Here is a 13210-nt window from a genome sequence, read left to right as displayed (position 1 = left end):
GAATTGGCTCAGGCCACCTGAATGACGCCCATCATGCCGCCGGCCTGATGTTCCAAGATGTGGCAATGGAACATCCAGCCGCCGGGATTGTCGGCGACGAAGGCGATCTCGACCTGTTCGCGCGGCGCCATCAGAACAGTGTCTTGCCACTCCTTGTGGCGGGTCGGCTGACCGTTTCGGCTGATCACGCGAAACGAATGTCCATGCAGATGGATGGGATGGTGCCAGGCCGTTTGGTTGTCCAGAGCCAGGATATAGGAACGGTTCCGCGCAAGCGTCAGAATGGGATCCATGATGTGACCCGTTGCGGCAATGCCATTGACTGTCCAGGCCTTGCCGTTCCGCATCATCTCCATCATGCCGACCTCACGCCCGCCCATCTTAGCCATGGACATGCCACCCATCATGCCGCCGCCGAACGCAATTTGATGGCGCTCGGCAGAAGCCAGGTCAGGTTCCGGAAGGGTGTTTGCAGGCAGTATCGCAACCTCACGCATCGGCTTTTCCCGCAGCCGCTTGGGACCGTAGACGACATCCAGCAATCGGTACTGTAAGCGCTGATAGAAGGTGTCCCTGACGGCGAAGGCATCACCCGGATTTCCGGTCAGGTCGAGAATCAAATCGATCCGCATGGCCGGCCCGATGTCCAGCCGCCCCGCCACCTGATGCGGATCCACCGGCTGGCCGTCATAGGCGATGACCCAGGGGGCATGGCCTTCGAATTCCAGGCCGAAGATACGGGCGTTGGCGGCATTGATCAGGCGCAGGCGAATGCGTTCGCCAGCGCGGGCTTCGAACACGTCCGTGATCCGGCCATTGACGGTAACAGTGTTACCGATACGCCCGGCGTGGCTCATGTCGTGGCGGTTGCCGAAATCCTCGCTGATCTGCGCATCTTTCAACAATCGCCAGTCATCGAGCACCCAAGTCACATCGCGGTCGACTTGGGGCGGGTTCGGCTCTTCGATGATCAAAGGGCCGTAAAGTCCCCGCCCGACCTGCTCAAAACTGCGTTGGTGGGGGTGGTACCAATAGGTTCCAGCGTCGGGTGCATCGAACTCGTAGACGAAGGTTTCGCCGGGTGCGATGGGCTTCTGCGTCAGGTGCGGCACGCCGTCCATGGCGTTGGGCACGCGCAGCCCATGCCAATGGACCGTCGTCTCTTCGGTCAGGTCGTTGCGCACGGCTACACGCAGGCGTTCGCCTTGGCGTACCCGGATTTCCGGGCCAGGCACGCGGCCGTTGTAAGACCAGACCTTGGTTTTGGCCCCGTCACTGTCAATTAAGTGGGTATCGCCGGGGGACGCGGTCAGATCGAATTGACGACCGGGGGGCGAAGACACAGCCCAGGCGGGTACGGCGGCCATGCCTGCCGCGGCACCGGCGGCGGCAAGGAAGGAACGGCGCGACAGGCCGTCGATAAACATGTTTTGCATTGAATGATTTCCATTCTCGGGTATGGGCGTGGACAGGCGGATAGGCCTGTTCCGACGTAATGCCACCTACCTCGGACCGAGGAGGCGGACCTAGGAGCGATGTCCAGCAAAAGCGGAAGCTTCCGCCAGCAGCGCTCTAACCGAGAATGGATTTAGGGGGAGACGGGTCGAGAAGTGGCCCAGAAGACCGAGCGAATTGCCTACGGTCTAGGTGATACGTCCGGTCATCGATCATGCCAACGGCTGCGAGAGCATCGACCATATCGACAGCGGACAGATGACAGGCCGATGCACAATCCATCGACATCTTTGTGCTGTCATCACCGGTACCGCAGGCAGTGCAGTTGTCGCCGCTGGCCCCTTGGGTATCCCCCGCCGTGGCCATATCGACACGCATTTGCCCTGCCTGAACCACGGAGACGACGGATCCCACGCCCACCGCGAGCAGCAGGGTAAAAACTAGAAGGCGGGATCGTAACAGACGTCTCATGGTTGGAGAGTGTTGCCATCAATCATGGCCGGATCAAGGCAAAATTCGGCCTTGACCCTGAAGTATACTACAGGGGTTATCGTGTCCGGAATCGATGGAGACACCGAAATGCTGAACATCGGAGATGTCGCCAGGCAAGGCGGCGTAAGCGTTGAAACGCTGCGTTACTATGAACAGCAGGGATTGATTAAAACGCCTGACCGGGATGCGAATGGCTATCGGAAATATGCGCCGGACGTCGTTCGGCATATCCGGTTTATCAAGCGCGCTCAGGATGTCGGGTTCACCTTGCGGGACATCGGAGACCTTCTCTCTCTCAAGGCAGACCCCGGCGCGTCATGCAGTGATGTTCGCGACCGAGCGCTGGGGAAACTCAGCGAGATCGAGGACAAGATCGATGTCCTGTCGAGGATGCGGGATATCCTCAGGATATGGACGCATGCATGCCCCAGCACAGGGCCGGTGAGCGAATGTCCGATCCTTGATGCCCTGGAAGCCAGGAAAGAGCCTTTAAATGCCGGCCGTTGAATTTGTCTATGAAAAGTCATGTCCGAATATCGCGGCCGCCCGCAAACAGTTGATCGCGGCGTTTGGCGCTGCCGGCGTGGCCCCCGTTTGGTCGGAATGGGAGGTCAGTGACTCTGGTGCGCCGGATCATGTCCGTTTCTATGGCTCGCCGACGATCTTGGTCGATGGTGAGGATGTATCAGGCCTTTCCCTTGAAGAAGCGAGTTCATGTTGCCGGATCTATACGTTGGAAGGTGATGCGCGTGGCGTGCCGCCGCTCGATCAGATTGTGGCGGCACTGACACCAAATTTTGCATCCGACAAGTCCCCCGGGGCCTTTCGCTTAAATGCGGCCATGGTGCCATCCATCGGCGCCGCCTTACTCCCGAAACTCGCCTGCCCCGCGTGTTGGCCTGCATATGCCGGTTTGCTCAGCAGCCTTGGTATCGGGTTCATCGACTATACGCCGTACCTGTTGCCGCTGACCGGCACGTTCCTCGCCATTGCCGTTGTTGCATTGGCCTACCGCGCGCGAACCCGACGCGGCTACGGCCCGTTTGGCTTGGGTGTTATCGGCGCAGGGATCGTAATGATCGGCAAGTTCGGCTTCGACAGCGATCTGGCCATGTGGGCCGGCCTTGGCGTGCTTGTCGCAGCATCCTTGTGGAACACCTGGCCGATGCGACGGAATCATCAACCCGGCCAAGAGGCCGAGTGTCCCGCTTGTGTGGGCACTCTCGGCTGAATTGGTCATTTCGAGAATCAACAAAGGAGATAAAACGATGTCAGACAAACGCAAGATTGAAGTCTTCAGCGCGGGTTGCGGCCTGTGCGAAGAAACCATTGAAATAGTCCATCAGATGGCCTGTTCGAATTGCGAGGTATCTATCCTCGACATGAAAGACACAAACGTGGCGGCCAGGGCCAAGGAGCTTGGCGTGCGCTCGCTTCCCGCCGTGGCGGTGAATGGCGTTCTGGCCTCATGTTGTGCCGGGCGAGGCGTGACCGAAGACGCCCTTCGAATCGCAGGAATAGGGCAACCATAGCCCCGCATGGGCGAATATGTCATTGGCCTCTGGCATTTGATCTTCGGCACCTTGAATATCGTAATAATGGGTCTACTTCTTGCTCGACCCCATGGATTGGTCCGTTTTCCAGTCCGATGCGATGACGTTGTCGTCCGGTCACAAAAATATGATGCTCTGCGAAAACAAAGATGGTGCGCTGCGAAAAAAATTTGATATCGTGCCTACTGCCTCCCCTGCTTCAGATTGTTGGCTCTGTAAACCTGATGCGACTTTTCCCTCGACTGATCTCAGCGATTATACTGGTATCTGCCTTGTTGCTTCCACCTGTGGTCGCTGCGTGGGCGGACTCGGATAGATTATCGACATCAGGCGGCGCCAGCGTTGGCCAAGTGGACGTCATCAGCTGTCAGAACGATGCGGCCCGAAACGGAGAAGCGGAAGGTTCTTGTTGCGCGCCGGAACAATCTTGCCCGCCTGAGTTTTGCGTTTCAACCTGTCTTGTTCCCTTGATCATTGGTGCATCAACGCACGAATTTCCAGATCAGGAGACCATCGCGCTTCGAATCGTTAAAGCCGAATACCTGCGCTCGTGGGCAATCGGTCTTTTATTCCCTCCCCCACGAACCTGATCCTTCGATGATCTCTGCGCGTGCCTTGGACCGGGCCTGAGCCTGGTCGTTAGCCTCGCGTATGCGTGCACCGTTTCCGGCGGCATTCGATAGCCGTCCGCCAAGAAGGGTCAAACAATATGTCCACCATCAAGAGGTTGGCTCCGGGGATGCCCGAGCTTACCCTAGTCACACTTGTGCCACCATCTCATGGCGTCGCGGAAAATCACGAACTCCTGGCCGCTGTCCCAATGTCGAAGGGTGAAGAGCCCCCACGGAAAGCCAAAGCCCCCCCCACTTTTCTCGCTCAATCCTTCCGCGGCTTTTCAAGTCTTCTTGTTGCCGTCGCCGCGTTAACGATCAGTTTTCCCGAGGAGCCGTTCGCACAGGCGCCTGAACTTGCAGCGGAATTGACCTTTGATCACGCCCTTCGGTTGGCGGAAGAACGTTCATTCAATTTGCAGGCTCAAGATGCCAAGGGCCGGTCATCCCAGGAACGGGCAGTGTCGGCGGGCAGTCTGCCCGACCCGGTTCTCCGGTTCTCGGTTGACAATCTGCCTGTCACCGGTTCGAAGCGCTATACCCTGACCGACGACTTTATGACAATGCGGTCGGTCGGCGTTACGCAGACATTCACCGGAAGCGACAAAAGGGATGCCCGACGCGAGCGATTTGAGCGCGAGGCCGAATTAGCGTCGGTAATGCGATCCGTGGAACTGGCGCGGCTCCGCTCGGAAACCGCACGCGCCTGGTTCGGCCGCTTATATCAACAGCAAATATTGGAACTGATTGAACGCCAACGTGATGAAGCCGTGCTCACGGCCGAAGCGGTGGAAACCGCCTATCGAAGCGCCCGGGGAGACCAAACGGACGTCTTCTCGGCCCGGGAAGAAATCGTCCGTATCGAGGATCGCCTTCACGAAGCACGGGCAGATCTCCGCAATGCCGTTACTCTCTTGGCACGATGGGTTGGAGATGCGGCGAATTTTCCGCTGGGAGCCATGCCGGCGGTGAACAGCACCCGTTTGAATACGGATGACATGGCGCATCAGATTGATTTTCATCCCGACATTCAGATCTTAAGCGCACAGGAACGGGTGGCGCTGGCTGCGGTTAAGGTAGCGAGGGAAGAAAAGGATGCCGACTGGAGCCTGTCGCTGATGTTCAGCAAGAGAGGCGATAATTTCAGCGATATGGTCTCAATCGGTGCCTCAGTACCCCTACAATGGAATCAAAAAAATCACCAGGATCGGGAACTCACTGCTCGCCTACATGAGGTCGCCGAGATACGGGCCAAACGGGCGGAGATGCGCCGTGAGCATCATTCTGAAGTAGAGCGCATGTTGGCGACCTGGCGCGCCGACCTGCAGAGACTGCAGGGCTACGACCAGTCGTTAGTTCCTCTGGCGGCCGAGAGATCCAAAGCAACTCTTGCTGCATACCGAGGCGGCAAAGGGGCTCTGGCGACCGTGTTGGATGCTCGACGCATGCAGACCGACACCCAGTTAGAGCGGCTCCGGATTGAGAAACAAGCCGCGACCACATGGGCGCAGCTGGAGTTTCTCATGCCTGAACCCGATCTGTCAGCCGATGCAACCAATTCGAAATCCGACAAGGAACCGGGGCAATGAACCGCAAAAAGATATCGATGAGCCTCCTCGCGATCAGCGTGGTCTCCGCGAGCGGCTTTGGGCTTTATCGTCTCGGCATGTCGCACGCGACGTCCGAATCTCCCTCGACCGGGCTGATAGCGGCACAGGCGATGACCGTCTCGGCGCCGGAAGATCCTTCCAGTTGGGGAATTCCCGAAGGTGAGAAGGCGACTCGCCGCCATATGGAAAGCGGCCTCAAGGCCGGTGATATGGACCCCCTGACAGATCGTCGGATTCTCTATTATCACGACCCTATGGTGCCGGGGAAAAAGTTCGAGTCCCCGGCCAAGTCGCCGTTTATGGATATGATGCTCGTCCCCGCGTATTTCGGAGGCGAGGGTTCCGATCCGGGAACGGTGACCGTGAGCCCGCGTATCCAACAAAATCTCGGCCTCCGCGTTGGCGAGGTCGTTGACGGCGTCCTGTCGCAGGAAGTTTCGGCGGTGGGCGCCATCGCCTGGAACGAACGCGGTCAGTCCGCCATCCAAGCCCGCGCGACCGGGTTTGTCGAAAAACTGCATGTCCGTGCGACGCTAGACCGCGTCACCAAGGGCCAGCCGTTGTTCGAACTTTATGTTCCCGACTGGGTTGCCGTGCAGGAAGACTACCTGAGCCTCCGCCGCATGCGGGGACGCGATCTTCAACCTCTTATCGAGGCCTCCCTGCAACGTATGCGGCAAGCCGGCATGGACGACCGACAGATCGCTAATGTCGAGCGCACGGGGAAGGTACAGGCGCGTACCACCATCGTCGCGCCGCATGACGGCGTCGTCATCGAGTTGGCGGCGCGAGAGGGAAGCACGGTCAATTCGGGAATGTTGCTGGCCCGGATAAACGACCTTTCGACGGTGTGGGCGCATGCTGAAGTTCCGGAAAGCCAGGTGGCAAAATTGCGCGTGGGAAATCCTGTCTCTGCGCAGACTCCCGCGCTACCTGGGAAGATATTCGAAGGAATGGTGCAGGCTCTTCTGCCCGAGGTGAACCCCACGACCCGAACACGTAAGGCGCGTTTGGAATTGGCAAACCCCGAGGAACTTCTAGTCCCAGGAATGTTTGTGCGGATGCGTCTCCTGGATGAGCAAAGCAGAAAGGTTTTGCTGGTGCCTTCCGAAGCGCTGATCAGAACAGGGCGGCGAACCTTGGTTATGGCGGTCGAAGACAACAATAGATTCCGCCCTACCGAAGTTGAGGTCGGCAGGGAGCAGAATGGCCGGAGTGAGATTTTGCGGGGCCTGTCAAAAGGTCAGAAAGTTGTCTTATCCGGCCAGTTTCTTATCGATTCAGAAGCCAGTCTGAAAGGGGTCGAAGCGCGCATGTCCGCATCGCCACTTGATACGCCTGAATCCGATGCGACCCAAACCTATGAAACGACCGCACGTGTCGAGGCCGTTTCGGCGGATGCCCTGACCTTGGTGCATCCCGAGATCAAAGCCCTGCAATGGCCGGCGATGACCATGGATTTCAAGTTGAACCCTCAAATCATGATGTCGGACGTGCGGAGAGGCGACGAGGTTGAGATCAGGTTCCAGTTGCAAGAGGGAGATGCGCCAATGATCGTTTCCCTGATGCCCCGGAATGGAACCTCAACGGGAGAGTCGAAATGATCGCGCGTCTGATTTACTGGTCGATCGCCAATCGCTTTTTGGTTTTGCTTGCGACTTTGCTGCTTACCGCCTGGGGGATCATTTCATTGACCCGCACGCCTCTGGATGCGCTTCCGGACCTGTCCGACACCCAGGTGATCATCCGGACGACGTGGCCTGGTCAAGCACCACAGCTCGTGGAGAACCAGGTTACCTATCCTCTCACCACCACGATGCTCTCGGTGCCTGGCGCCGCAGTTGTGCGCGGCTACTCCTTCTTCGGTGACAGTTATGTGTATGTGTTGTTCAAAGATGGAACCGACCTTTATTGGGCACGGTCTCGGGTTCTTGAATACCTCAACCAGGCTCAATCACGTCTGCCGCCCGGCGCCAATTCAGCTTTAGGGCCGGATGCCACGGGTGTCGGTTGGATTTATCAATATGCCTTGATCGATAAATCCGGGCGGCACGATCTTGCGCAGCTCAGAAGCCTTCAGGACTGGTTCCTGAAATTCGAGCTCAAGACGGTCCCCGGCGTGGCCGAAGTGGCGACGATCGGCGGTATGGTGCGCCAGTATCAGGTGGTCCTGGATCCCGACAAGCTGGCCGCCTATCGAATCCCACACGAAAGTGTCGTGAACGCCATTCGCCGGGCCAATCAAGAGTCCGGGGGCTCGGTTCTCGAGATGGGAGAGGCCGAGTACATGGTGCGGACTTCCGGCTACCTTCAATCCCTGGATGATTTTCGGACTATACCGCTGATGACGACAGATGCCGGTGTCTCGGTAGTCTTGGACGATGTCGCGCATATCCAGATCGGCCCGGAAATGCGGCGCGGGATCGGCGAGTTGGACGGCGAGGGCGAAGCGGTGGGTGGCGTGATCGTAATGCGATCCGGCGAGAACGCCCTTTCCACCATCCAGGCCGTCAAGGACAGGCTGGAAGCCTTGAAATCGAGCCTTCCGGACGGCGTTGAGATCGTTCCGACCTATGACCGCTCGGGCCTGATCGAACGCGCCATCGAGAATTTGAGCTTCAAGCTATTTGAGGAGTTTCTGGTCGTCGCGGCGGTTTGCGTGATTTTCCTGTTTCATCTTCGGTCAGCGTTGGTTGCGATCGTCTCGTTGCCGATCGGCATTCTTGCGGCCTTCATGGTCATGAACTGGCAAGGAGTGAACGCCAATATCATGTCCCTGGGCGGGATCGCCATCGCCATCGGGGCAATGGTCGATGCCGCTGTGGTGATGATCGAAAATGCCCATAAGCACCTGGAACACTGGCGTCACGCAAATCCGGATAAACCCTTGATAGGGGAAGCAAGGTGGCGGGTCATCGGAGATGCTGCGGCTGAGGTTGGCCCGGCTTTGTTCTTTTCGCTTCTGATCATCACGCTGTCGTTCGTACCGGTTTTCGCGCTCGAAGCGCAGGAGGGTCGGCTATTTTCCCCCCTGGCCTTCACCAAGACCTATGCAATGGCTGCAGCCGCCGGTTTGGCTGTCACGTTGATCCCGGTGCTGATGGGGTATCTGATTCGCGGTCGCATCCCCGATGAGCACAAAAACCCCATCAATCGCGGACTGATCGCGGTTTATCGGCCGATGCTTGAAATCGTGTTGCGCTTTCCCAAGTCGACCATCGTTGTAGCCGCTCTGTTTTTTGCGGCCAGCCTATGGCCTTTGCAGCACATCGGAAGCGAATTCATGCCGCCGCTCGACGAAGGTGACCTGCTCTACATGCCGACGGCGCTTCCAGGCCTGTCTGCGGGAAAGGCCGCCGAATTGCTGCAACAGACGGACCGCCTGATAAAGACTGTCCCCGAAGTCGCGACCGTATACGGAAAAGCTGGCAGGGCGGTCACCGCCACTGACCCGGCCCCCCTGGTGATGTTCGAGACGACGATCCAATTCAAGCCCCGCGATGAATGGCGCGCCGGCATGACGTCCGAAAAAATCGTCGAGGAGCTCGACAGAACCGTGCGTGTGCCGGGACTGACGAACATTTGGATACCGCCCATCCGCAACCGCATCGATATGCTGGCGACCGGGATCAAGAGCCCGGTTGGTGTCAAGGTTCTCGGGAGCGATTTGAAGGTCATAGACAGGCTCACCGGCGAAATTGAACGGGCAGTCAAGAACCTGCCCGGTGTGACCAGCGCCTTCGCCGAACGTATGACAGGTGGCCGGTACGTCGATGTGGACATCAAGCGGGAGCTTTCCGCCCGCTACGGGTTGAATATCGCCGACGTTCAGTCCGTCGTCAGTTCCGCCATCGGGGGAAAGAATATTGGTGAGACGGTCGAAGGGTTACAGCGCTATCCCATCAATCTGCGTTATCCCCGTGAGACGCGCGACTCTCTCGACAGGCTTCGTGCCCTGCCCATCGTCACGCCACGTGGCCAGCAACTGGTGTTGGGTGACGTCGCCGACATCCGGATTAACGATGGCCCCCCGATGCTTCGCAGCGAAAATGCTAGGTTGGCCGGGTTCGTATACGTGGACCTGCGTGGGCGGGATCTCGGTTCAGCAGTTCGCGAAATGCAACAAAGGGTGAGCGAACAGGTCGATCTGCCGCCGGGGTATTCGGTTACGTGGTCCGGACAGTTCGAGTTTCTCGAGCGCGCGAGCGCCAAACTCAAGGTTGTCGTACCCTTTACGCTCCTGATCATCCTCGTGCTGCTGTACCTGACCTTCAAGAGCTTCGGCGAGGCCTTGCTGCTGATGGCCACTCTGCCGTTCGCACTGGTCGGCGGCATCTGGCTTCTTTACGGCCTCGGATACAACCTTTCCGTCGCGGGTGTGGTTGGGTTCATCGCGCTTGCGGGTGTGGCGGCCGAATTTGGCGTCATCATGCTCCTGTACCTGAAGCAAGCATGGTCCTCGCGGATTGAACAAGGTCTGACAAGCGAGGACGACTTGCTCGACGCCATTCGGGAAGGCGCGGTGCTGCGTGTGCGGCCGAAAGCCATGACGGTGGCGGTGATTTTGGCCGGCCTGTTGCCGATCATGTGGGGCGTCGGGACCGGCAGTGAGGTCATGCAGCGCATCGCCGCGCCGATGGTCGGCGGTATGATCACCGCCCCTCTGTTATCAATGTTCGTGATTCCCGCCGCCTACTACCTAATGCGCCGACGGCGCAAAGGATGGCGGGTGGCGGACCAACGTGCTCCATCGCGTGCCGATGCCGCGTGATGAACATCTTCAGGTCAACCGGCGGTACCGTAACCCAGTTCGTAACTTTTCACCAACCTTAGGAGAGAATTCAATGAAGACATCATGGATCGTTGTTTGTGCCGCCATCCTGGCGATAGCCGCGGCCCCGGCCACGGCTCAGCAAAAGATGATGAACGACATGCCAATGGGCACCATGGAAAACAACAGGATGGACAAACCTGTCGCCGACCAAACGGTCCATTCCACAAGGGGTAAGGTGACCAAGGTCGATGGTAGCAGTGGCATGGTGACGTTGGCCCACGAACCCGTCGCAACCTTGAATTGGCCGTCCATGACGATGGGCTTCATGGTCATTGATAAGACCCTGTTGGAAAAACTCAATGTCGGCAATACCGTCGATTTCGACTTCGTGCAATCAGGCAAGGGATACGCTATTACCAGCGTAAGATGAGGCGAGGCATTCGTCGCTTACAACCTGTCTCGAATTCGCCAATTGACGAGACTGAATCTAAATAGCTGGGAATGAGGGCTCTCGTGCGGGCAACCGGGCTGAGCAAGGACTCTTAGGGACGAAAAGCGGCCATCACGGATAATCACGCATTTCGTCGGGTGATGACCTTTTGCCACCTTTCGTCCCTTCACCTTCCATTGTTTACTTCGTGATTAAAACCCACTAAGGCAAGATCTGCAGTAACCGCAAGTACAAAAGGTTTTTTGTCTGCATGGGTAATCACGTTTCCAGGAAGAGGTTGATGCGCGCTGAACTCGCGCTGTGGACGGACAGTAACCTGGAGACCATTCGCTACTACGAGATGATCGGCATGATGCCCGAACCGCCGCGCACTGCCACGGGATACCGCAGCTATGGCGATACACAAGTGGCGCGTCTGCGGTTCATTCTGCTTGGTCGTGAACTCGGTTTTTCCATCGAGGAGTTCTGCGGTCTTTAGTGGCCTAACTTGCCCCTGCAATTTGCGATGTCCGGCATCACGGCCTTCATGTTTGTCTGGTCCGAGAAATTGGCCTATGACGCATTTATAATTGTTCTCAAGTCATTGACGCCAAGGGCCTTCGGTACGACGCCGCTGTTTCGGGAACTGCGGTAGAAGAAGGGCTCGGGCAAGGGCTGAGACCGTCACATTTGGTCACCGCCGGTATCAAGCCCAATTGACTTAACCCCGGAACAGCGCATCATACGGGTCATGATCGGTTCTGCGTCGAGATTTGAATCACCTTCGCATCGCCCTTTGATCTTGTTCAACCTTGCAGAACCCAGATTTCGCCTGCTTTCCATAGGTTGACCCCTGGCTTTTTGGGCCTGTGCTTTGGCCAAACAAAAACGCCCATAACCTGTTGAGGTTAGGGCGTTTTTTATTGGTTGCGGGGGCAGGATTTGAACCTGCGACCTTCAGGTTATGAGCCTGACGAGCTACCGGGCTGCTCCACCCCGCGTCACCGAATAGCACTGTCTGTGCTGGGACGCCTGCGGCGCCTGGAATGGTCCGCGCGGTTGCGCGGGAGATTATGAAGAGGAATTGGGTGGAACCCGGTTTGAAGACCTGGCGGCGACCTACTCTCCCACGCCTTAAGACGCAGTACCATCAGCGCTGGAAGCTTTCACGGCCGAGTTCGGGATGGGATCGGGTGGGGCACTTCCGCCATAACCACCAGGTCGTCAAACCGGGTTCGCGCATATTCGTTATATTCGTTGGGCATATTCCAAGAACAGTCTGGCAAGTCGGGAATACCGAGTATCGGTTTCCCCTGTATGGGTTTTGCTTATCCATACGTATGGAGGGGTTCTCAAGATCAATCGAGCCATTAGTACCGGTCAGCTTCACACATTACTGCGCTTCCACACCCGGCCTATCAACGTGGTGGTCTTCCACGGCTCTCAAGCGAGACCTGGTTTTGAGGAGGGTTTCCCGCTTAGATGCTTTCAGCGGTTATCCCGGCCGGACTTAGCTACCCTGCTATGCGGCTGGCGCCACAACAGGTCCACCAGAGGTCCGTCCACCCCGGTCCTCTCGTACTAGGGGCAGATCCTCTCAAGTCTCGAACACCCACGGCAGATAGGGACCGAACTGTCTCACGACGTTCTAAACCCAGCTCACGTACCACTTTAATCGGCGAACAGCCGAACCCTTGGGACCTGCTCCAGCCCCAGGATGTGATGAGCCGACATCGAGGTGCCAAACCGCCGCGTCGATATGGACTCTTGGCGGCGATCAGCCTGTTATCCCCGGCGTACCTTTTATCCGTTGAGCGATGGCCCTTCCACGCGGGACCACCGGATCACTATGACCGACTTTCGTCTCTGCTCGAACCGTCGCTCTCGCAGTCAGGCGGGCTTATGCCATTGCACTCAACAGCCGATGTCCGACCGGCTTGAGCCCACCATCGCGCGCCTCCGTTACTCTTTAGGAGGCGACCGCCCCAGTCAAACTACCCGCCACAGAGGGTCCCGGACCCAGGTTCATGGGCCGCGGTTAGATATCAGAGAACAAAAAGGTGGTATTTCAAGGATGGCTCCACACCAGCTGACGCCGATGCTTCATAGCCTCCCACCTATCCTACATAGTCATTCCCTAATACCACTCTGAAGCTGTAGTAAAGGTGCACGGGGTCTTTCCGTCTAACCGCGGGTACTCCGCATCTTCACGGAGAGTTCAATTTCGCTGAGTCGATGTTGGAGACAGTGGGGAAGTCGTTACGCCATTCGTGCAGGTCGGAACT

The 13210-nt window shown here is 57.8% G+C and carries 8 protein-coding genes, 1 tRNA gene, 2 rRNA genes and 1 pseudogene (1 of these 12 cut by a window edge); 8 read left to right on the top strand and 4 right to left on the bottom strand.

Translation table 11 applies throughout. The features are described from left to right. Window positions 1–8: 8 nt before the first annotated feature. On the bottom strand, window positions 9–1427 hold the full coding sequence (locus RJ527_13965) for a multicopper oxidase family protein (protein WND75134.1): 1419 nt from the start codon (window positions 1425–1427) through the stop codon (window positions 9–11). A gap of 607 nt (window positions 1428–2034) precedes the next feature. Between RJ527_13965 and RJ527_13960 the strand changes: the two genes are divergently transcribed. The 8 genes and pseudogenes from RJ527_13960 (at window position 2035) to RJ527_13925 (ending at window position 11409) form a co-directional block, all read left to right on the top strand. Further along, on the top strand, window positions 2035–2454 hold the full coding sequence (locus RJ527_13960; protein ID WND75133.1) for a heavy metal-responsive transcriptional regulator: 420 nt from the start codon (window positions 2035–2037) through the stop codon (window positions 2452–2454). Then, window positions 2441–3178 carry a MerC family mercury resistance protein gene (locus RJ527_13955; protein ID WND75132.1) on the top strand — a complete coding sequence of 246 codons (738 nt, stop codon included), beginning with the start codon at window positions 2441–2443 and terminating at the stop codon, window positions 3176–3178. The genes RJ527_13960 and RJ527_13955 overlap by 14 nt, the downstream gene beginning before the upstream one ends. 37 nt (window positions 3179–3215) lie before the next feature. Beyond that, the gene (locus RJ527_13950) at window positions 3216–3479 is read left to right on the top strand and encodes a thioredoxin family protein (protein WND75131.1); all 264 of its coding nucleotides are present in this window, start codon (window positions 3216–3218) and stop codon (window positions 3477–3479) included. Between the two features lie 730 nt (window positions 3480–4209). Next, window positions 4210–5700 (top strand): TolC family protein, encoded by a 1491-nt coding sequence (locus RJ527_13945; GenBank protein WND75130.1) that lies wholly within the window; start codon window positions 4210–4212, stop codon window positions 5698–5700. After that, window positions 5697–7325: an efflux RND transporter periplasmic adaptor subunit gene (locus RJ527_13940; protein WND75129.1), complete on the top strand. Its 1629-nt coding sequence runs from the start codon at window positions 5697–5699 to the stop codon at window positions 7323–7325. Before RJ527_13945 ends, RJ527_13940 begins: the two co-directional genes overlap by 4 nt. Further along, window positions 7322–10492, top strand: a complete 3171-nt coding sequence (locus RJ527_13935) for an efflux RND transporter permease subunit (GenBank protein WND75128.1) — start codon at window positions 7322–7324, stop codon at window positions 10490–10492. Before RJ527_13940 ends, RJ527_13935 begins: the two co-directional genes overlap by 4 nt. Before the next feature lie 73 nt (window positions 10493–10565). Beyond that, window positions 10566–10925 carry a copper-binding protein gene (locus RJ527_13930; protein ID WND75127.1) on the top strand — a complete coding sequence of 120 codons (360 nt, stop codon included), beginning with the start codon at window positions 10566–10568 and terminating at the stop codon, window positions 10923–10925. A gap of 301 nt (window positions 10926–11226) precedes the next feature. Next, window positions 11227–11409 (top strand): annotated as a pseudogene (locus tag RJ527_13925) (MerR family transcriptional regulator). A 440-nt stretch (window positions 11410–11849) separates the two neighbouring features. On the opposite strand, the gene RJ527_13920 reads toward RJ527_13925, so the two are convergent. From RJ527_13920 to RJ527_13910, 3 genes are all read right to left on the bottom strand, one after another. Continuing rightward, window positions 11850–11926, bottom strand: a tRNA-Met gene (locus tag RJ527_13920). A gap of 105 nt (window positions 11927–12031) precedes the next feature. Then, window positions 12032–12146, bottom strand: a 5S ribosomal RNA gene (rrf, locus tag RJ527_13915). A gap of 127 nt (window positions 12147–12273) precedes the next feature. Then, window positions 12274–13210, bottom strand: a 23S ribosomal RNA gene (locus RJ527_13910); it runs 1808 nt beyond the window's last position.

Source organism: Thalassospiraceae bacterium LMO-SO8 (assembly GCA_031655335.1).
Classification (GTDB): Bacteria; Pseudomonadota; Alphaproteobacteria; order Rhodospirillales; family Casp-alpha2; genus UBA1479.
The sequence above is the reverse complement of the archived record's forward strand: the minus strand, read 5'-3'. Positions and strand labels throughout refer to the sequence as shown.